This is a genomic window from Streptomyces sp. NPDC055955 (genome assembly GCF_042270245.1).
Taxonomy (GTDB): domain Bacteria; phylum Actinomycetota; class Actinomycetes; order Streptomycetales; family Streptomycetaceae; genus Streptomyces.
On the sequence record NZ_JBHJYS010000016.1, the window covers coordinates 25,568 to 45,064 of the forward strand.

The window sequence follows — 19,497 nt, forward strand, 5'->3', positions numbered from 1 at the left end:
CCCGGGACGTGCCATGGAAGAGCCCTACGAAACGGTCAGGTAGTCCGGCACCGCGATGCCCGGCGCGAGGTCGTCGGCCGGGACCGGCGCGCCGTGGCCCTTGGTGAGCGGGACGACGCCGGTCCAGTACGGCAGGCCGAGGTCCTCTTCGTCGTCGTTGGGGCCGCCGGCGCGGACCCGTGCGGAGACCTCCGCGAGGTCGAGGCGCAGGACGGACGTCGCCGCGAGCTCCTTGTCGTTCCCGGGGCGCGAGTCCTGCGAGCGGCCCGGCACCACGTGGTCGACGAGCGCGTCGAGAGCCGTGCGCTTCTCGTCGGGGTCGGTCACCTGGTGGGCGAGGCCGTGCACCACCACGGAGCGGTAGTTGAGCGAGTGGTGGAAGGCGGAGCGCGCGAGCACGAGACCGTCGACATGCGTGACCGTCAGGCAGACCCGCAGTCCGGGGTCGGCCGCGCCCGCCATGCGCTGGACGCGCGCGCCCGTCGAACCGTGCACGTAGAGGGTCTCGCCGACCCGTCCGTACAGGGTCGGCAGCACGACGGGGGAGCCGTCGCGGACGAACCCGAGATGGCAGATGTACGCCTCGTCGAGTATCGAGTGGACCAGCTCGCGGTCGTAGTGCGTCCGCTCGCGCATGCGGGCCGGGACGGTGCGGTCGGTGGCCGGGTAGGAGGCGGAGGCGTCCCCGGAGGCGACGGTGCCGGGCTCGGATGCCACGCTCATTGCGAACTCCATTGCACTAGTGCATAATCTGCTTTGTGCTAGGAGAGTATCCGATCGAAGGACGGCGCGCAGCCGAGATCGCGGCCAGCGTGGAGCGCGCGGTGGGCGGGGGTGACCTGCTGCCGGGGCAACTCCTGCCGCCGATGAGGGAGTTGGCCCAGCATCTCGGGGTCAATCCCAATACGGTCGCGGCCGCCTATCGCACGCTGCGTGAGCGCGGAGTGATCGAGACCGCCGGGCGCCGCGGCAGCCGCGTGCGGTCCAAGCCGGCCACGACGGCGCGCGAGCTGATCCGCGTCGACGTGCCGGCCGGCGTGCGCGACGTCTCGAACGGCAACCCCGATACGGGCCTGCTGCCCCCGCTCGCCGAGGCCTTCGCCTGGGCGGCCGCGCAGGGCGACAAGGTGCCCGTCCTCTACGGCGACGGACTCCTGGAGCCGGAACTGGCCCGCCACACGCGCGTCGACTTCGACAGGGACGGGATTCCGGAGGGCCCCGTCGCCGTCGCGTCGGGCTCCCTCGACGCCATCGAGCGGGTGCTCGCCGCGCACCTCAAGCCCGGCGACGCCGTCGCCGTCGAGGACCCGGGCTGGGGCAGCCTCCTCGACCTGGTCCCGGCGCTCGGGCTGCGCCTGGTGCCCGTCGGCGTGGACGACGACGGGCCACTGGCCGACGAGGTGGAGCGGGCCCTGAGCGCGGGGGCGCGGGCCCTCGTGGTCACCGACCGCGCCCAGAACCCCACCGGCGCCGCCGTCACCGCGCCACGCGCGCGTGCGCTGCGCACGGTCCTGGCGGCCCACCAGGACGTACTGCTCATCGAGGACGACCACGGGCACGGGATCGTCGACCTGCCGCTGTATCCGCTGGCCGGTGCGACGCGGCACTGGGCCTTGGTCCGCTCCGCCGCCAAGGCCTACGGGCCCGACCTGCGGCTCGCCGTGCTGACGGGCGACGCGGTCACGGTCGACCGGGTGCAGGGACGGCAGCGCCTCGGCCCCGGCTGGGTGAGCCGCATCCTCCAGCGGGCCGTCGCCCGACTGTGGACCGAGGGCGCGGTGGACACGCGCGCCGTCTCCGCGTCCTACGGGCAGCGCCGCGACGCGCTCATCGCGGCCCTCGCCGAGCGCGGGATCGACGCGCACGGTCGCAGCGGCCTGAACGTGTGGGTGCCCGTACCGGACGAGACGGGGGCGGTCGCCCGGCTGCTGCACGCCGGATGGGCCGTCGCGCCCGGGGCGCGCTTCCGGATGGGGGCGGCGCCCGGGGTGCGCATCACCGTGTCGACGCTCGGCGCGGACGACATCGGCCCGGTGGCCGACGCCGTCGCGTCCGCCACCGGGCCGGCCCCCGCGCGCCGTTACGGCTGAGTGCCACGCCGGGAGGGACGCGCCCTGGACTGTGTGAGCGCAGCACCCGCCAGCACGACCACCGCGCCGATCGGGGTGGACCAGCTCAGGGACTCGCCGAGCAGGGCGACCCCCGCGGCCGTCGCGATCACCGGGATGAAATAGGTGACCATCTGCGCCGTGGTCGGACCGACCTCCGCCACCAGGCCGTACTGGATGAGGAAGGCGAGGCCGGTGCCGAGGGCGCCCAGGGCGACGATCGCGAGCAGGGGCAGGACCGGGAGGTGGGCCGGCAGTGTCGTGAACACCGGGGTGACGACGGCCAGTTGGACCGTGGCCGTCAGGAGCTGCGCGCCGGACAGCGACAGGTTCGAGTGGCCGGTCCCGGCCAGCGTACGGCGTAGATAGATCCAGCCGACCGGGTAGCACAGCGAGGCGAGCAGCGCCATCGCCGTGCCGGCCAGGTCCAGGCCGTGGAAGCCCTGCCACACGCCGAGGACCGTGAGCACCCCGAGGAAGCCGATACCGAGCCCCGCCACCCGGCGGCGTGTGGGCCGGTCCTCGGAGAGCGCCACCAGCGACAGGGCCATGCCCCACAGCGGAGACGTCGCGTTGCAGATACCGGCGAGCGTCGAGGGGATCGTCTGCTCGGAGAACGCGAACAGCGAGAACGGCAGGGAGTTGAGCAGCAGCGCCGCCACCGCGATGTGTCCCCAGGTCCGCAGGCCCCTCGGCAGCCGCTCACGCTTCACGGCCATGGCCGCGGCGAGCACCGCCGTGCCGAACGCGAGCCGCCCCAGCGTCACCTGGAACGGTGCGTAGCCGTCGGTGCCGACCTTGATGAGGAGGAAGCTGAAGCCCCAGATCAGCGACAGGACGCCGAAGCGGACGCGCCAGTCGAGGGCGCGGCGGGGCCGTGCGGAGGAAGGTGTTTCCGTGGGGATGCCGGAAGGCGCGGGGGCCGGAGTCGCAGGGAGCGACGAGGAGGCGACGGTGCTCATGGGCGTAAGGGTGCCGCCCCACAACCTCTTAGCACAAGCGAGACTTGTTCCCTGGTATCGCTTAGCATCGCTTACATGTTGAATCTGGAGCGGTTGCGCACCCTCGACGCACTCGCCCGACACGGGTCCGTCAGCGGCGCCGCGGAAGGCCTGCACGTCACGACGTCCGCCGTCTCGCAGCAGATGGCCAAGCTGGAACGCGAGGTCGGCCAGCAGCTTCTCGCCAAGAACGGCAGGGGAGTGCGCCTCACCGACGCCGGGCGGCTGCTCGCCGAGCACGCGGGGCGGATCCTGTCCCAGGTCGAGCTCGCGCAGTCGGACCTGGAGGCGCACCGTGGGCAGGTCGTGGGGGAGCTGCGGATCTCCGCGTTCCCGACCGCGGCCCGCGGCCTCTTCCCGCGCGCCCTCGCGGCCCTGCGAGCGGAGCATCCGGGTCTGCGGCTGCGCTCGCAGGAGCTGGAGCCCGAGATGGGGGTCGCCGGGGTCGTGCGCGGTGACCTGGACCTGGCGGTCGTGCTCGACTGGTATAACAAGCCGATGCCGCTCCCCGACGGCCTCGTCAAGGCGGCGATACTCGACGATCCCGCCGATGTCGCGATGCCGGCGGACCACCCCCTCGCCGGTCGCCGCGAGGTGGGCCTCGAGGACTTCGCCGACGACGAGTGGATCACGTGGGGCGAGGGCGAGTTCTGCCACGAGTGGCTGCTCTTCACGCTCCGAGCCAAGGGTGTCGAGCCCCGTATCGGCCATCGCGCCGCCGAGACCCACACCCAGCTCGGCCTCGTCGCCGCCGGGCTCGGTGTGTGCGTGGCACCGCTCCTCGGGCGCGATCCGGTGCCGGACGGGGTGGTGACCGTGCCGGTGCGGCAGCGCGTACGCCGGCACGTCTACGTCGTGTGGCGGGCCGACGCGGACCGGCGGCCGTCGATCAGGGCGGCGGTGAAGGCGCTCCGGGGCGTGGGCGCGAGTCTGGGCGGGGATGTCGCCGCGCGAGAAGGGTCTCCGGGGGAAGGCTCGCCAGGTGAAGGTTCAGCCGGAGAGGGCTCGCCCGGCGAGGGATAGGGCCTGTCGTCACATTCCCGTCCGCCCGCCGGGCGGACGGGAATGTGACGACAGGCCCTAGAGCGACGCCAGCTTCCTGAAGTCCCACGACGCGATCTTGTCGGGCGTGAGCCGGGCCCAGGCGTGCCGGCCGTCGTGCACCATCTCGTCCATCGCGAAGTTCTTGCGGGCGAACAGCCGCTCGGGTGCGTCCAGTTCGGGGACGGGCTCACCGGTGCGCGGGCTCTCCCCGACGAACTCCACGGTGCCCGACAGCTCGGCGCCGCGCAGATCCCCGTACTCCTCGCCCGCGTCGATCACGACAGCGATGCGCGGGTCCTTGAGGAGGTCGGCCCAGCGGCGGCTGCGCGTGATCGAGTACAGCCACAGACAGGTGCCGTCCCAGACGAACCACAGGGTGCTGACGTGCGGGGAGCCGTCGGGCGAGACCGTGGCGACGCGGCAGGTGCGCTGGGATCCCAGGAACTCGTCCAGCTCGGCCGGTGTCATCATGATCCTGCGGCCCCGGCGCTGTGTGACGGCCATGCGTACTCCCCCTTCGCGGGCTTTTCACTGACGGTCTGTCAGATCAGAAGCATGGGGTGTCTTCCCCCATGGCGCAATGGTGGCTAATCTCTCGCCGCTCAGGACGCCTGCGACAGGGGGACCCCGTGCCGTCGTACGAAGAGCTCGCCGAACTGCTCGATCCGGCCACCACCGTAGTGCTGACCGTGGAGTGCCAGCAGGGAGTCGTCGGCCCCGACAGCGCTCTGCCCGAACTTGCCGAGGAGGCCAGGTCGTCCGGGGCGCTCGGCAATGTGGCGCGACTCGTCTCGGGTGCCCACGAGAGCGGTGTGCAGGTGCTGCACGCCGTGGCGGAGCGGCGGCCCGACGGGCGCGGCGCCAACCGCAACGGACGGCTGTTCCGTGCCGCCGCGCGACTGCCCGTACAGCAGATCTCCGGCACCGAGGCGGTCAGGATCGCGCCGCCCGTCGAGGTGGCGGACGAGGACATCGTCGTACGCCGGCTGCACGGCCTCTCGCCGATCGCGGGCACCGACGTGGACGCCCTGCTGCGCAACCTCGGCTGCCGGACGCTGATCGTCACCGGCGTCTCGGCGAACGTCGCGATACCGAACGCGGTCTTCGACGCGGTGAACCGCGGTTACACCGTCGCCGTGCCCGCCGACGCCGTCGCGGGGGTGCCGTCCGACTACACCCCCGCGATGATCCGCAACACGCTCGCCCTCGTCGCCACCGTGACGTCCACACACGACGTGCTCGCCTGCTGGAAGCGCCCGCGCCGAGGCCGCTGACCCGCGTCGCTACGCCAGGGTGATCGAGTCGCCGGAGACGGTGATCTCCTTGGCGGCCAGGGGCTGCGCGGCGGGCGGGTGCTTCACGCTGCCGTCCTCGATGGAGAACTTGCTGCCGTGGCACGGGCAGTTGATGGTGCCCCCCTCGATCGCGGTGACCGGGCACTGCTTGTGGGTGCAGATGTTCGTGAAGGCCTTGAACTCGCCCTTCTTCGGCTGCGTGACCACCACGCCCGCGTCACCGAAGATCTTTCCGCCGCCGACGGGGATGTCCGCGGTCTTGGCGAGTTCCTTGCCCGCCCCGTCTCCGGCCGCGCCCTCCTTGGCCCCGTTTCCCGCCGGCTGGGAGGACGACGAATCGTCCGAACTCCCGCACGCCGTGAGCGCGGCGGCGATACCGGCGGCTCCCACGGCCGCGACGACGGTGCGGCGGGTCGGGGCGGATGCGGACTCGTGCGAAGCGGTCATTACTGGTGTTTCCCTTCGGTTCGAGGGGGGTGGCCCACTTCCGTACGGGCCGCGGGACCGGAATGTTCAACACCGGACGGACTTTCGTACGGCGATGATGTCTCGCCTAACCTGGGGCAATGCTCACCGAAGTCACGGCGACCCGTTATGTCACCCCGATGAGGGAGGGCGGATCGCTCCCCGGGCTCGTCGAGGCCGACGATCTCGCCCCCTACGTCATGAAGTTCACCGGCGCGGGACAGGGCCGCAAGACGCTCGTCGCGGAGGTGATCTGCGGGGGGCTCGCACGGCGGCTCGGATTCCGGGTGCCCGGGCTCGTACGGATCGGACTCGACCCCGTGATCGGCCTGGGCGAGCCCGACCAGGAGGTGCAGGGCCTCCTCAAGTCGAGCGGCGGCGTGAACCTCGGGATGCGGTACCTCTCCGGCGCGCTCGGCTTCGACCCGCTCGCCTACGAGGTGGATCCCGTGGAGGCGGGCCGCGTCGTCTGGTTCGACGCGCTGATCAACAACGTCGACCGGTCCTGGCGCAACCCGAACATGCTGGTCTGGCACGGCGACCTGTGGCTCATCGACCACGGCGCGAGCATGATCTGGCACCACAACTGGCGCGGGGCCCAGGCCGCGGCGGCCCGGCCGTACGACGCCCGTGACCATGCCCTCGCCCCCTTCGCGCCCGACGTCGCGGCCGCCGCCGCGGAGCTGGCGCCGCGGCTCACCGACGAACTGCTCGCCGAGGTCACCGCCGACGTCCCGGACGCCTGGCTCGCCGACGAGCCGGGCTTCGACGACCCGGATGCGGTGCGGCGCGCGTACGCCGCCGTGCTGCTGCCCCGCGCGGCGACCGTCCACGAGCGGATCGGCCTGCCCGAGCCGGATCCCGACCGTGTCCCGCGCGCCCCGGGCTGGGTCACCGGCACGGCGACGGTGAAGGGCGGCACCCGGTGACGACCACCCGAGACGTCTTCGAATACGCCCTGCTGCGCGTCGTCCCGCGCGTCGAGCGCGGCGAGCAGATCAATGCCGGCGTGGTCGTCTACTGCCGTGCCAAGTCCTACGTCCGCGCGCTCACGCACCTTGACGAGGCGAAGCTGCGCGCCCTCGATCCACAGGCGGACGTGACCGGCGTCCGCGCGTCGCTCGCGGCCGTCGAGAGCCACTGCCGCGGGGGCGGTGACGCGGGCCAGGCGGCGGACGACGACGCGGGTCGGCGCTTCCGGTGGCTGGTCGCGCCACGTTCCACGGTCGTGCAGCCGGGACCTGTGCACACCGGTCTCACCGAGGACCCCGAGGCCGAGGCCGACCGGCTTCTCGACCTCCTGGTGAGGTGACCTCGAGGCGGCCCCTTCGCGGTGAGTGATCAGTCGCACCCGGTGGGTACGTTGACACCGGGTGCCAGGACTTCTAGCGTCACGTCCACAGGGTACTAAGCGGTCGCTCACCGAGTTGGGACGTGAGGGCCGCACTCTAGGGCGAGGAGACCGAAGAGCATGTCCACCACTGAGCAGCGCGTCGCGATCGTCACCGGTGCCGCACGCGGCATCGGCGCCGCCACCGCCGTACGTCTGGCCGCCGAGGGTCGCGCCGTAGCCGTGATCGACCTCGACGAGGCCGCTTGCAAGGACACCGTCGAGCAGATCACCAACGCCGGGGGCAAGGCCCTCGCGGTCGGCTGCGACGTCGCCGACGAGGCGCAGGTCGAGGCCGCGGTCGCGCGCATCGCCGAGGAGCTCGGCGCGCCGACGATCCTCGTCAACAACGCGGGCGTGCTCCGCGACAACCTGCTGTTCAAGATGAGCGCCCTGGACTGGGACACCGTCATGAACGTGCACCTGCGCGGCGCGTTCCTGATGTCGAAGGCCGTCCAGAAGCACATGGTGGACGCCAAGTTCGGCCGCATCGTCAACCTGTCCTCGTCGTCGGCGCTCGGCAACCGCGGCCAGGTCAACTACTCGGCGGCCAAGGCCGGCCTCCAGGGCTTCACCAAGACCCTCGCCAAGGAGCTCGGCAAGTTCGGTGTCACCGCGAACGCCGTCGCCCCCGGCTTCATCGTCACCGAGATGACGGCCGCCACCGCCGCCCGTGTCGGCATGGGCTTCGAGGAGTTCCAGGCCGCCGCCGCCACGCAGATCCCGGTCCAGCGCGTGGGCAAGCCCGACGACATCGCCAACGCCATCGCCTTCTTCACCGGCGAGGCGGCCGGATTCGTCTCCGGCCAGGTCATGTACGTCGCCGGCGGACCGCTCAACTAGGGCCGGGGGGAAACGGACATGACGTCAGCCCAGCTCCCTGAGCTCTCCGGCAAGGTCGCCCTCGTCACCGGCGGAAGCCGCGGCATCGGCCACGGCATCGCCGAGGCCTTCGTCGCGCGCGGCGACCGCGTGTGCATCACCGGCCGCGGTGAGGACGCGCTCAAGGAGGCCGTCGAGGCCCTCGGCTCCGACCGTGTCATCTACGTGGCCGGAAAGGCCCACGACGAGGCGCACCAGGCCGCAGCCGTCGAGCGCACCATGGAGGCGTTCGGCCGCGTCGACTACCTGGTCAACAACGCCGGTACGAACCCGGTGTTCGGCCCGATGGCCGAGCTCGACCTGAGCGTGGCCCGCAAGGTCTACGAGACCAATGTGATCTCCGCGCTCGGTTTCGCCCAGCAGACGTGGAAGGCGTGGCAGAGCGAGAACGGCGGGGCGATCGTCAACATCGCCTCCGTCGCGGGTCTCGCCCCGTCCCCGTTCATCGGCGCGTACGGCATGAGCAAGGCGGCGATGATCAACCTGACCGTCCAGCTCGCGCACGAGTTCGCGCCCAAGGTGCGGGTCAACGCGATCGCCCCGGCCGTCGTGAAGACCAAGTTCGCGACGGCTCTCTACGAGGGCCGGGAGGCCGAGGCCGCGGCCGCCTACCCGCTGGCCCGGCTCGGTGTGCCCGAGGACATCGGCGGCGCCGCCGCCTTCCTGACCTCGCAGCAGTCCGACTGGATCACCGGTCAGACCCTCGTGGTCGACGGCGGGATTTTCCTCAATGCGGGCGTCAGCTGACAAAGCCTCGTGAGGCCTAATCGGACCAAGTTCGCTTAACTGAAAGTTCCCCGCGTACGTCCCGTACGTGCGCATCAAGTGCCCTGCCGGAGTGCCTCGTTGGCCCGGCGGGGCACTGCGGTATGGTCTGCCGACCTGTGGCATGGCCGATCGAGGAGCGCGCGCGTGTTCAACCGGATCCAGGGCCCCCGTCTACTGGCGGCGATAACGTGCATATCGCTCCTTGCCGGATGCGGACTGATGTCGTCCGGAGAGTCCGACGACACCGAACCCATCGTCGTGGGGACCACCAGCGCGCCGAGCACTCTCGACCCGGCCGCGTCCTGGGACGGTTCCTGGGAGCTGTTCAGGAACGTCTACCAGACCCTCCTCAGCTTCCCCTCCGGCGCCTCCGAGCCGAAGCCCGACGCCGCCGAGCGCTGCGAGTTCACCGACCCCTCCAACAGCGTCTACCACTGCAAGCTGCGCGAGGGCATGGCGTTCTCGAACGGCGACAAGCTCGACGCGACGGCCGTGAAGTACTCCATCGACCGCATCAGCAGGATCGACGTCAAGGGTGGGCCCAAGGGGCTCCTCGGCAGCCTGAAGTCGGTCGCGGTCAAGGGCGACCGTGACATCACCTTCACCCTGAACAAGCCCGACGCGACCTTCCCCTTCGTGCTCGCGACACCGGCGATGTCCATCGTGGACCCCGCCGAGTACCCGGCCGACGCGGTCCGCGACGACGGCAAGATCGCCGGCTCGGGGCCGTACGCGCTCGACGCGTACACCGACGGCGACAAGGCGGAGCTGGTCAAGAACGACCACTACGACGGGTTCGCCGAACGCAAGAACAGCGCCGTCACCATCCGCTACTTCAAGGACTCCGCCTCGATGGTCGGCGCCCTGCGCGCCAAGAAGATCGATGCCACGTACCGCGGGCTCGCCGCGTCGGACGTCGTGGGGCTCCAGGGCAAGCAGGCCAAGGACGGCATCCAGCTCGTCGAGGGCGCGGGCATGGAGATCAGCTACCTGGTGTTCAACCCCAAGGATCACTGGGCGCGCAAGTCCGCCGTCCGCAAGGCCGTCGCCCAGGTCGTCGACCGCGGCGCGATCGCCCACAAGATCTACCAGGACACCGTCGAACCGCTCTACTCGATGGTCCCGAGAGGCCTGACCGGCCACACCACCGGCTTCTTCGACGACTTCGGCGACCCGAACGCGGCCAAGGCCAGGGACATCCTCACCCGGGCGGGCATCACGGCCCCGGTCCCGCTCACCCTCTGGTACGCCACCGACCGCTACGGGTCCGCGACCGGCGACGAGTTCGCCGAGCTCAAGCGACAGCTGGACGCGTCCGGACTGTTCGACGTCACGGTCAAGGGGCGTCCCTGGAAGACGTTCGAGGCCGGATACCGCAAGGGCGAGTACCCCGTCTTCGGCCGTGGCTGGTTCCCCGACTTCCCGGACGCGGACAACTTCATCGCGCCCTTCGTCGGGCAGCAGAACGCGCTCGGAACGCCCTACGCGTCCAAGGAGATCACCGACGATCTGCTGCCGCAGTCGCGCCGCGAGAGCGACCGCGCCGCCGTGGTGGGCCAGTTCAAGCGGGCCCAGCAGATACTCGTCGACGACGCCCGGCTGCTGCCGTTGTGGCAGGGCAAGCAGTACATCGCGGCCAGCGAGGAGATCTCGGGCGGCGAGCGGGCACTCGACCCGTCGACGATCATGATGATGTGGGAGCTGCAGCGCAAGACCAGCTGGTAGGCGGTCCGCCGGGGCCCGTTGTCAGTGGCCGCGGGTAGGTTCTGGGGTGTGCAGCGGCCGTGCCTCGTGCGGCCGTGAAGTGACCGTACCCCGGAGGTTGTTGACGTGACCGACACCGCGATGCTGCCCGAGTCCTGGCGCGGCGTCCTCGGCGAGGAGCTGCAGAAGCCCTACTTCAAGGAGCTCACCGAGTTCGTCGAGGAGGAGCGCGCGAGGGGTCCCGTCTACCCGCCGCGCGAGGAGGTCTTCGCGGCGCTCGACGCGACCCCGTACGACCGGGTCAAGGTCCTCGTCCTCGGCCAGGACCCCTACCACGGGGAGGGGCAGGGGCACGGTCTGTGCTTCTCCGTGCGGCCCGGCGTGAAGACGCCGCCCTCCCTGCGGAACATCTACAAGGAGATGAAGGAGGAGCTCGGCCACCCGGTCCCGGACAACGGGTATCTGATGCCGTGGGCCGAGCAGGGAGTCCTCCTGCTGAACGCGGTCCTCACGGTGCGGGCCGGCGAGGCCAACTCGCACAAGGGCAAGGGCTGGGAGAAGTTCACCGACGCGGTGATCCGCGCGGTGGCCGACCGGCCCGACCCGGCCGTGTTCGTCCTGTGGGGGAACTACGCGCAGAAGAAGCTCCCCCTCATCGACGAGGAGCGCCATGTCGTCGTGAAGGGCGCGCATCCCTCGCCGCTGTCCGCGAAGAAGTTCTTCGGCTCGCATCCCTTCACGCAGATCGACAAGGCCGTGGCCGCTCAGGGGCACACACCGATCGACTGGCGGATTCCGAACCTGGGCTGACGCCCCGGGTGTTTTGTTCCTCCGGGTGGGTGCAGCTCCGCGTGCGGTGAGCACCCGGCCCCCGGAGGGACCCCCGCCCGCGCCTGACCGGGATTGTGAGCGGCTGCCTATAGCGTCGGAATCGTTATCAGCTTGGACGATCGGCATACGAGCGTGGAGGACCTGTGGCTGAGCAGCGGGAGCAGGCGGCGGACGACGCCATGATGACCCGGATCGGGCAGGTGGTCATGCTCCATCACGCCGGTGACCGCGAGGAGGCGAGGGACCGGTACCTCGGCCTGTGGGCGGAGATCGGCGAGGACGGCGACCCCCTCCACCGCTGCACGCTGGCGCACTACATGGCGGACGCCCAGGACGACCCGGACCACGAGCTGGCGTGGGACCTGCGGGCCCTGTCCGCCGCCGAGGGCCTGACCGAGGCGCGGCTCGCGCTCCACGAGCAGTCGCTCGCGGTCCGCGCGCTCTACCCCTCGCTGCATCTCAACCTGGCGGCGGACTATGTGAAGCTCGGCCGCCCCGGAGCGGCCCGCAGCCATCTGACACAGGCACGCGCCGTGGTGGGCGCGCTCGGGGACGACGGTTACGGGGACGGTGTGCGGGCGGCCATCGCCCGCCTGGAGACGCGGGTCGCGGCGATGCCGCCCGGAAGGGACGAGGGCCCGGGCCGCGATTCCGCCGGGGGCGAGCCGCTGGGGCCGCCGAGACGGAGTTCGTAGGCGGCCCCCCTCACAGCCCGCCCCCCGTATGGGCCTCCGGTCGATGCGCCTCCCGCTTCGCCCTGTCCTTCGTCACCCCCTCACCTTCTGCCCCGTCACTTTCCGGCCCGCCGCACGGCCCGCCTCACCCTCCGTACGTCTTCCGGCAGATGCGGGCCTCGGGACTGTTCGGGTTCCACTTGCCGTACTGGTTGCCCAGGGCGCACACACCGCCCGGGACACCCGGCACGCCCGGGACGCCCGGAGCCGCGGGGGCGGCCGTGTGCGGGTGGTGCGGCGGAGGTGCTGTGGGGTGTGCCGCGTGGCCGGGAGGGGGCGGGTGCGGGGCTTCGTGGCGCGGCGGCTGGGGTGGGCGTGGCGTTCGGGTCGGCTCCGGTGAGGTTGTTCGGGCCGGTGGCTTACGGCCCATCCGGTCCAGCGCCTCCCGCGCCGGCGCCTGCACGACCTTGGGGGCCGCCCGGCCGTCGGGGCGGGGTGCCGCCGGAGCGGCCGGGGCGCTGGAGGGCGCGGCCGCAGGCCCCGGCTGCCGTACGCTCACGCAACCGGACACCGCGGCGGCCGTGGCCGCCATCGTGAGCAGAAGCGCTGCTGAGGTCGTCGATCGATGCACCCGCGCAACTCTGTCGGGTGCGGACCCTGGTGGCGGGCCCGTCGGCCGATGATGCCCCGCACGGGTGAAGCGCAGGTCAGGACGGGGACGCGTCGAGCATGCCGCGCAGCAGTTCCCCGAACCCCGCCCGCAGTTCCGCCAGGTCCGGGACCGACGCGTGGAACGCCCCGGCCACGCACGAGAACATGATGCCCTCGGACCAGGCCACCAGCGACAGCGTGTGCCGCTCCGGATCCCGGGACCCCGCGGCCTGCAGCAGCGAGGTGAGCGGTTCGTGGAACTGCCGACCCGTCTCGTCGAAGAACGTCCGCAACTCCGGCCGCCGCGTCGCCTCCAGCGCCAGCTCGTAACGGCAGAGCAGTAGTTGAGGGTGGATGGTCAGATAGCGGTGCAGCGCGAGCGCCATGCCGTCGACGAGCGCGTGGATCCCGCCGGCCGGATCCGGCAGTTCGTCCACGGCGAGCACGCGTGACTCGCGCACCGCGAGGCGCCGCACCGTCGCCTCCAGGAGGGCGAGCCGGGTCCGTGCGTGGTTCGACGTCGACCCCTGTGGCAGGCCCGCCGCTTCGTCGACGGCCCGGTGTGTCAGGCCCCGCATCCCGCGCTCGGCGAGCAGATCGAGTGCGGCGTCGGCGATGACTTCGGCGCGAGGTGCGCCGGTGGCGCCGGCGGCGCTGTTGCGAGGGGGCATGGTCCCAACCTACCGCCGGAACTACACCTGTAGTACGTTCGGATCCTGACGCACTACAGATGTAGTGAGCCCGGGCGGGTCGAGCCGGGCATGGTGAGACGTGAGGAGCGCGAGGCCATGACTGCCGAACCGGAGGAATCAGCGTTCCCCACCGAACGGACCGACTCGACAGGGAGGACCCCGGCGCGACCGCAAGCACGCACCGCCGGCGGGCGCGGGCGGCGTCCCCGCGCGGTCGTCGTGGGCGGCGGCATCGGCGGCCTCACCGCCGCAGTGGCGCTCCACCTGCGCGGCTGGCACGTCACCGTCCTCGAGCGGGCCGCCGAGCTGCAGCCCGTCGGCTCCGGGATCTCCCTAGCCCCGAACGCGCAGCGGGCCCTGGACGTCATCGGCCTGGGCGAGGAGATCCGGTCCCTCGCCGCATGGGACGGCGAGGGCGGCCTGCGCACCCCCGGCGGCCGCTGGCTGTCGCGCTCCGACGCGAAGGCCGCCGCCGAGCGCTTCGGCGGTTCCCTCGTGCTCCTCCACCGCGCGACCCTGATCGACAAGCTGGCGTCCCGGCTCCCCGACGGTGTCGTCCACACCGCGTCCGAGGCGGCCCTCGCCGACCCCGGCGTCGTCGGCGACCCGGCACGCCCCGCCCGGGTGACCACACCGGACCGCGCATTCGAAGCCGAACTCGTCGTCGGCGCCGACGGCATCAGGTCCGCCGTGCGCGCGGCGCTCTTCCCCGCCCACCCGGGCGCGGTCTATGCCGGCTTCACCACCTGGCGCCTCCTCGTCCCGCCCCTGCGCAGCCCTTTCGCCCAGCACGAGACCTGGGGACGCGGCCGCATCTGGGGCACACACCCCTTCGCGGACGGCACGGTCTACGCCTACGGCGCCGCCATCGCCCCCGCCGGCCGGCGCGCCCCCGACGGCGAGAAGGCCGAGCTCCTGCGCCGCTTCGGCGACTGGCACGACCCGATCCCGGCGATCATCGACGCGGCCGCGCCCGAGGAGGTCCTGCGCCACGACGTCCACCACATCGCCGAGCCCCTGCCGGCCTTCCACCGCGGCCGGGTCGCGCTCCTCGGTGACGCGGCCCACGCCATGCCCCCGACCCTCGGCCAGGGCGGCAACCAGGCCATCGAGGACGCCGTCGTGCTCGCCCACCACGCCGACCCCGAGCACTCCGACGCCCTGGACCTCGCCGCGTACACCGCCGCGCGCAGGCCGCGTACGACCGCCATCGCCCGCAAGGCCGTCGGCGTCGCCAGGGTGAACATGCTCAGGAACCGGCCCGCGACGGTGTTGCGCAACGCCCTCGTCGCCGCTCTCGACAAGACCGGACCCGCCGTCATGCTGCGCGGATTCGACGAGATCGCGGACTGGCGGCCCCCGCAGCGGCCGTATGCTGCCCGGACACAGAGGGCCGAGCCGGACACTCGGCCCGGGGCGAGGGGAAGACGGACGTGAAGGTCGGCTGCATCGGTCTCGGAGACATCGCGCAGAAGGCGTATCTGCCCGTGCTCACCACCTTGCCGGGGGTAGAGCTGCATCTGCAGACCCGTACACCCGAGACGCTCCGGCGGGTCGGGGACACGCACCACATCCCCGCCGGACACCGGCACACGGACCTGGACGCGCTGCTCGCGCAGGGGCTCGACGCGGCCTTCGTGCACGCGCCGACCGCCGTCCACCCCGAGATCGTGACGCGGCTTCTCGAAGCGGGCGTCGCCACCTATGTCGACAAGCCGCTCGCCTACGAACTCGCCGAGTCGCAGCGCCTCGTGCGGCTCGCCGAGGAGCGCGGGGTCAGCCTGACGGTGGGCTTCAACCGCCGTCACGCACCCGGCTACACGCAGTGCGCCGAGCACCCGCGCGAGCTGATCCTGATGCAGAAGAACCGGATCGGGCTGCCCGAGGACCCGCGCACGCTCGTCCTCGACGACTTCATCCACGTCGTCGACACCCTGCGCTACCTCGTGCCCGGCCCGATCGACGACGTGTCGGTGCGCGCCCGGGTCGAGGACGGCCTGCTGCACCACGTGGTGCTCCAGCTCGGTGGGGAGGGGTTCACGGCGATCGGCGTCATGAACCGGCTCAGCGGCTCGACCGAGGAGATTCTCGAGGTCTCCGGGCAGGACACCAAGCGCCAGGTCGTCAACCTCGCCGAAGTCATCGACCACAAGGGCCAGCCGACGGTGCGCCGCCGCGGCGACTGGGTTCCGGTGGCCCGCCAGCGCGGCATCGAGCAGGTGGTGCTCGGCTTCCTCGACGGCGTGCGCGCGGGCACGGTCCTCAGCGCCAAGGACGCGCTGGAGACGCATGTGCTGTGCGAGCAGGTCGTACGTGAGGTGCAACGGTTCGCCGTCTGAACAGGCGGACGGCCTCCGCCGTGCCCAGCAGGGCGAGCACGGCGACGGCCGCGTGCACGGGCCAGTCGCCGAACCGTACGTACAGCGTCGTGCCGCGCGCCTTCGGCACCTCGTAGACCCGGGCCGCGCTCGCCGACGTGCCGAGCCAGGAGCCGACGCGTGAGCCGTCCGGGCCGTACACGGCCGACACCCCGGTCAGCGTCGCGTGCACCATCGGGCGGCCGGTCTCCGCGGCGCGCAGGGCCGCGAGGGACGCGTGCTGCTCGGGCGCCCAGCTGTGCTGGAACGTGGACGTCGAGGACTGCGCGAGCAGCACCTGCGCACCGTCGCGCGTGAGGTGCCGTGTCATGTCGGGGAACGCCGACTCGAAGCACACGAGCGGGCCGACCCGCAGATGGCCGTCCCGCGCGGACCGCGCGTCCATCACGACCTGCCGGGTCCCGCGCACCCGGTCCTCGCCCGCCGCCTTGCCCACCGACGTGGCCCAGCCGAGCAGTGGGCGCGCCGGGATGTACTCGCCGAAGGGGACGAGCCGCATCTTGTCGTAGCGCTGCCCCGTGAGACCGTCCGGGCCCACCAGGACCGAGCTCTTGAAGATGCCGGGGGCGCCGGCCGGGGAGACGCGCCGCGCGTCCACGTTCACCAGGACGTCCGCCCCCACCTCGCGCGAGAGCGCCGCGATCCGGCGCGTGAGGTCCGGCCGCTGCGAGAGGTCGAAGCCGACGCTGCTCTCGCCCCAGACCACCAGGTCGACGTCCTGCCCGGCCAGGCCGCGCGTCAGTTGCTCCTCCCGGTCGAAGCGCTTCTCGCCGCTGTCGGCGCCACCTATCGGACCCGGCTGGACGACGGCGACCCTGACCTGGCCGTCCGGCTCGGGACGCGGGGCCCAGGCCCAGGAGGCCGTCGTCACTGTGGCCGTCACCAACAGCCCCGCCACCGCGGGCGTACGGGCGCCGCGGGCCGCAAGGAGGATCGTGACGGCGGTGTTGACCGCCACGACGAGCAGGCTGACCAGCCACACCCCACCCACCGACGCGACGCGCAGGGCGGGCTGGACCTGCCACTGGCTCGACCCGATGAGCCCCCACGGGCCGCCCAGCCCCTGCCAGGACCTCACCAGTTCGACCATCAGCCACGCCGAAGGCACCGCGATCAGGGCGATGGCCGCCTGCCCGCGCGTGGGCGTGCCGCCGAGCAGCCGCCGCACGAGCCGGCCCCAGGGCGCCCACAGCGCGCCGAGCAGCGCCGCGATCACCACCGTGAACACATGCAGACTCGGCAGCAGCCATTGGTGCACCGCCAGCATGAACCCGAGGCCGCCGAGCCAGCCGTCGAGGGTCGCGCGGCGCGGTGTGCGGGCGGAGCGGGCGAGGAGCATCCAGGGCACCAGCGCGACGTAGGCCAGCCACCACAGCGACGGCGCCGGGAACGCGAGGGCGGGCAGCGCGCCCGCGCACACGGCGGCGACGCCACGCCACCAGGGGGACAGCGCGAGGCGGCGAGCGATGCCCTGCCAGGACGCGGCGGGCGCCGCCCACGCCGCCGGTGGCGTCGACGCCGGCCTCGACTGCGTCGTACTCGACGAGCGCGCCCGACCGCTCTCGCCCGACCCGTCCATGCGCCGCCTCCCTCGTCGTCCGACGCCCGGTACGTGCTTTCAGTGTGCGCGTCCGGGACGATCTTTGACAGTGGGCATCCGGGGCGCTCGCGTCAGGGCGCGGTGGCCGCCGCGGCGGCGTCGGTGCGGCGCCATTTCTCGTGCACGGTCACTCCACGCAGCCGCCAGCCGGAGTGTGTCCGCACCAGCGTGAAGGCGTAGCGGCCGCCGCACACGAAGTCGGGTGCGCCGGAGGGCTCATGGGAGGGCGCGTCGCCGGCGCCGCCCGCGCCGTCGCCGGCGAACCGCATCGGGTTGATGTAGTCGGCCTGCACCTCGGCCGTGTCCCCGGTGTCGTTGTCGAGGCGGCCGAAGCGCAGCCGCCGGTTCACGATCAGGTGCTGACGCATCGGGAACAGCTCCATCGTCCGGGTCAGCCACTCGGTGATCTCGGCCGCGCTGCCCTCGATGCCGCCGGCCCGCCGGTAGTCGGCGCGCCCGTCCGGACTGAAGAGTCCGCGGTAGGCCGTCCAGTCCCCGTCGTCCACGGACACCGCGTAGTCGGTGATCAGCTCCTCGATGGCGAGTCGGTCCATCACGGTGGCGAGTTCTACGCGCTGTGTCATTGGGTCAGTGTTGGGCACGGGAACCGCGGATCCAAGGGGCGCGACGGGGAGAGGACCGCGGCAGTGATCATTGGTACCTTCTCGGCATGTCCCGAGAGAGCACCGCACAGACCGCCGCCGACGACCTCGCGCACTCCGTGCGGCTCGCGGTGGAGACCTTCGGCGGGGCGCCGGGTGCCGACTGGGGCGTCAGGGCCGGTTCGCTGGAGTGGGACTGCTGGGAGACCGCCGAGCATCTGGCCGACGACCTGTTCGCGTACGCGGCCCAACTCGGGCCGGCGAAGCCGCCGACGGACACCGAAGTGCCGTTCGACTGGACGCGCCGCAGGCCGGACGGCCCCGCGAACGTGATCTTCGCGAACCGCGACGCGGGCCCGGCGGGTCTGCTCCAGGTGCTCGACGCGAGCGGCGCCCTGTTGGTCGCGATGGTGCGGACGGCCGTGCCCGAGACCCGCGCCCACCATGTGTTCGGCCTCTCGGACCCCGCGGGCTTCGGCGCGATGGGTGTCGTGGAGACCCTCGTCCACACGCAGGACATCGCCGAAGGCCTCGGCCTCGAATGGACCCCGCCCACCGGTCTCTGCGCCCGGGCCCTCGCCCGGCTGTTCCCCGAGGCGCCGCGGGGCGACGACCCCTGGCGTACGTTGCTGTGGGCGACGGGACGCGGCGAGCTGCCCGGCAGGGAGCGGCTCACGTCCTGGCGCTGGAACGCCGAAGTCCGCTGAACGGGCCGCCAGGCCGGCCGGGCGGGAAAGAAACTTGACGGGGCGTCAGGCCGCGGCCTGGACGACCTCCGTACGGACCGCGACAGCCCATTCGGTGACGAGGCGCGCGTACTGTGCGCGCTGCTCGGTGGAGAGCCGGCCACCCGCGCGCAACCACAACCCGCGGATCTGCTCGTTGACTTCCTCGGCAGACCGCGCGGAACCCGAACACTCAAGCGGCATGCCGTAAGGCTAGGGTGCCCGTCGCCCGCTGGGAACCCTGAGCGACGGAACATATTCGCCAAGTGATCCTGAAAACCGATCAGTTGGCTGCCGGTCCCTGGCGACAGCCCCCGGCGAAGGGCGGACCGTGCTCGGACCCGACGGTGAAAAACCAGGTGGCAGCGTCGCGTCCCGCCCGACCGCGGTGAAGAAGCACTTCACCGGGCACGACCGTGTGGTCGTCGTCACCGACGAGCAGACCCGGCCCGGCTGGTTCCCGTCGAACGCCCGCGACCACGGCGGCATGGCCGAGACCGAGATCGACGCGCTCGTGCCGAAGGACGTGCCCGTCTACATGTGGAACATGGCCGGATGCAAGGTGGGCGCGGCCCCTTCGGGCGGCGCGAACCGGCACGCCTTCGGCGGCCTCACCGGCCAGGCGTTCCGCCTGATCCCGCTCATCGAGCGGGGCGGCGACGCGCGCTGGCCGTGGGAGAAGTGACG

General features: G+C 72.1%; 22 protein-coding genes. 14 read left to right on the plus strand and 8 right to left on the minus strand.

Annotated elements, in window-relative coordinates; translation table 11 throughout:
* Positions 1-24 precede the first annotated feature (24 nt).
* Positions 25-723, minus strand: coding sequence for a pyridoxamine 5'-phosphate oxidase family protein (locus ACFC96_RS28700; RefSeq protein WP_376263568.1), 699 nt, complete (start codon positions 721-723; stop codon positions 25-27).
* A 35-nt stretch (positions 724-758) separates the two neighbouring features.
* Between ACFC96_RS28700 and ACFC96_RS28705 the strand changes: the two genes are divergently transcribed.
* A complete protein-coding gene (locus tag ACFC96_RS28705; RefSeq protein ID WP_376614837.1) occupies positions 759-2,090 on the plus strand; it encodes an aminotransferase class I/II-fold pyridoxal phosphate-dependent enzyme in 1,332 nt (443 codons plus the stop codon).
* Here ACFC96_RS28705 and ACFC96_RS28710 read toward each other — a convergent pair.
* A complete protein-coding gene (locus tag ACFC96_RS28710) occupies positions 2,081-3,070 on the minus strand; it encodes a DMT family transporter (protein ID WP_376263563.1) in 990 nt (329 codons plus the stop codon). The genes ACFC96_RS28705 and ACFC96_RS28710 overlap by 10 nt on opposite strands.
* Positions 3,071-3,145: 75 nt before the next feature.
* Between ACFC96_RS28710 and ACFC96_RS28715 the strand changes: the two genes are divergently transcribed.
* The gene (locus ACFC96_RS28715; RefSeq protein ID WP_376614839.1) at positions 3,146-4,132 is read left to right on the plus strand and encodes a LysR family transcriptional regulator; all 987 of its coding nucleotides are present in this window, start codon (positions 3,146-3,148) and stop codon (positions 4,130-4,132) included.
* Positions 4,133-4,189: 57 nt separating this feature from the next.
* Here the strand turns inward: ACFC96_RS28715 and ACFC96_RS28720 are convergent, their stop codons facing one another.
* A complete protein-coding gene (locus ACFC96_RS28720; protein WP_340460953.1) occupies positions 4,190-4,657 on the minus strand; it encodes a pyridoxamine 5'-phosphate oxidase family protein in 468 nt (155 codons plus the stop codon).
* A 125-nt stretch (positions 4,658-4,782) separates the two neighbouring features.
* On the opposite strand from ACFC96_RS28720, the gene ACFC96_RS28725 reads away from it, so the two are divergent.
* A complete protein-coding gene (locus ACFC96_RS28725; RefSeq protein WP_376614841.1) occupies positions 4,783-5,427 on the plus strand; it encodes a cysteine hydrolase in 645 nt (214 codons plus the stop codon).
* 9 nt (positions 5,428-5,436) lie between these two features.
* Here ACFC96_RS28725 and ACFC96_RS28730 read toward each other — a convergent pair whose 3' ends face one another.
* Positions 5,437-5,895, minus strand: coding sequence for a Rieske (2Fe-2S) protein (locus tag ACFC96_RS28730; protein WP_376263553.1), 459 nt, complete (start codon positions 5,893-5,895; stop codon positions 5,437-5,439).
* Between the two features lie 119 nt (positions 5,896-6,014).
* Between ACFC96_RS28730 and ACFC96_RS28735 the strand changes: the two genes are divergently transcribed.
* From ACFC96_RS28735 to ACFC96_RS28765, 7 genes are all read left to right on the plus strand, one after another.
* Positions 6,015-6,842 carry a HipA family kinase gene (locus ACFC96_RS28735; RefSeq protein ID WP_376614843.1) on the plus strand — a complete coding sequence of 276 codons (828 nt, stop codon included), beginning with the start codon at positions 6,015-6,017 and terminating at the stop codon, positions 6,840-6,842.
* On the plus strand, positions 6,839-7,225 hold the full coding sequence (locus ACFC96_RS28740; protein ID WP_376614844.1) for a DUF3037 domain-containing protein: 387 nt from the start codon (positions 6,839-6,841) through the stop codon (positions 7,223-7,225). The genes ACFC96_RS28735 and ACFC96_RS28740 overlap by 4 nt, the downstream gene beginning before the upstream one ends.
* Positions 7,226-7,384: 159 nt before the next feature.
* A complete protein-coding gene (gene fabG / locus ACFC96_RS28745) occupies positions 7,385-8,146 on the plus strand; it encodes a 3-oxoacyl-ACP reductase FabG (RefSeq protein WP_376614846.1) in 762 nt (253 codons plus the stop codon).
* Positions 8,147-8,164: 18 nt separating this feature from the next.
* A complete protein-coding gene (locus ACFC96_RS28750) occupies positions 8,165-8,932 on the plus strand; it encodes an SDR family oxidoreductase (protein ID WP_376263542.1) in 768 nt (255 codons plus the stop codon).
* Between the two features lie 165 nt (positions 8,933-9,097).
* Complete coding sequence (locus ACFC96_RS28755) at positions 9,098-10,678, plus strand: ABC transporter substrate-binding protein (protein WP_376614848.1); 1,581 nt, start codon at positions 9,098-9,100, stop codon at positions 10,676-10,678.
* A gap of 105 nt (positions 10,679-10,783) precedes the next feature.
* A complete protein-coding gene (gene ung, locus ACFC96_RS28760) occupies positions 10,784-11,467 on the plus strand; it encodes a uracil-DNA glycosylase (RefSeq protein WP_376263536.1) in 684 nt (227 codons plus the stop codon).
* Between the two features lie 164 nt (positions 11,468-11,631).
* Positions 11,632-12,183 (plus strand): hypothetical protein, encoded by a 552-nt coding sequence (locus tag ACFC96_RS28765; RefSeq protein ID WP_376263533.1) that lies wholly within the window; start codon positions 11,632-11,634, stop codon positions 12,181-12,183.
* A gap of 686 nt (positions 12,184-12,869) precedes the next feature.
* Here the strand turns inward: ACFC96_RS28765 and ACFC96_RS28770 are convergent.
* A complete protein-coding gene (locus ACFC96_RS28770; RefSeq protein WP_376614850.1) occupies positions 12,870-13,484 on the minus strand; it encodes a TetR/AcrR family transcriptional regulator in 615 nt (204 codons plus the stop codon).
* Between the two features lie 117 nt (positions 13,485-13,601).
* Between ACFC96_RS28770 and ACFC96_RS28775 the strand changes: the two genes are divergently transcribed.
* Together ACFC96_RS28775 and ACFC96_RS28780 are read left to right on the plus strand one after the other, a co-directional pair.
* Positions 13,602-14,942, plus strand: coding sequence for an FAD-dependent monooxygenase (locus ACFC96_RS28775; RefSeq protein ID WP_376614852.1), 1,341 nt, complete (start codon positions 13,602-13,604; stop codon positions 14,940-14,942).
* Complete coding sequence (locus ACFC96_RS28780) at positions 14,939-15,844, plus strand: Gfo/Idh/MocA family protein (RefSeq protein ID WP_376614854.1); 906 nt, start codon at positions 14,939-14,941, stop codon at positions 15,842-15,844. The genes ACFC96_RS28775 and ACFC96_RS28780 overlap by 4 nt, the downstream gene beginning before the upstream one ends.
* On the opposite strand, the gene lnt is transcribed toward ACFC96_RS28780, so the two are convergent.
* Together lnt and ACFC96_RS28790 are read right to left on the minus strand one after the other, a co-directional pair.
* Positions 15,768-17,462, minus strand: a complete 1,695-nt coding sequence (gene lnt, locus ACFC96_RS28785) for an apolipoprotein N-acyltransferase (protein ID WP_376614856.1) — start codon at positions 17,460-17,462, stop codon at positions 15,768-15,770. The genes ACFC96_RS28780 and lnt overlap by 77 nt on opposite strands.
* Positions 17,463-17,554: 92 nt before the next feature.
* Positions 17,555-18,067 (minus strand): nuclear transport factor 2 family protein, encoded by a 513-nt coding sequence (locus ACFC96_RS28790; RefSeq protein ID WP_376263519.1) that lies wholly within the window; start codon positions 18,065-18,067, stop codon positions 17,555-17,557.
* Between the two features lie 86 nt (positions 18,068-18,153).
* Between ACFC96_RS28790 and ACFC96_RS28795 the strand changes: the two genes are divergently transcribed.
* Positions 18,154-18,792, plus strand: a complete 639-nt coding sequence (locus ACFC96_RS28795; RefSeq protein ID WP_376614858.1) for a maleylpyruvate isomerase N-terminal domain-containing protein — start codon at positions 18,154-18,156, stop codon at positions 18,790-18,792.
* A 45-nt stretch (positions 18,793-18,837) separates the two neighbouring features.
* Here the strand turns inward: ACFC96_RS28795 and ACFC96_RS28800 are convergent, their stop codons facing one another.
* The gene (locus tag ACFC96_RS28800; RefSeq protein ID WP_227293511.1) at positions 18,838-19,014 is read right to left on the minus strand and encodes a hypothetical protein; all 177 of its coding nucleotides are present in this window, start codon (positions 19,012-19,014) and stop codon (positions 18,838-18,840) included.
* A 127-nt stretch (positions 19,015-19,141) separates the two neighbouring features.
* Between ACFC96_RS28800 and ACFC96_RS28805 the strand changes: the two genes are divergently transcribed.
* The gene (locus ACFC96_RS28805) at positions 19,142-19,495 is read left to right on the plus strand and encodes a hypothetical protein (RefSeq protein WP_376263513.1); all 354 of its coding nucleotides are present in this window, start codon (positions 19,142-19,144) and stop codon (positions 19,493-19,495) included.
* Positions 19,496-19,497 lie beyond the last annotated feature (2 nt).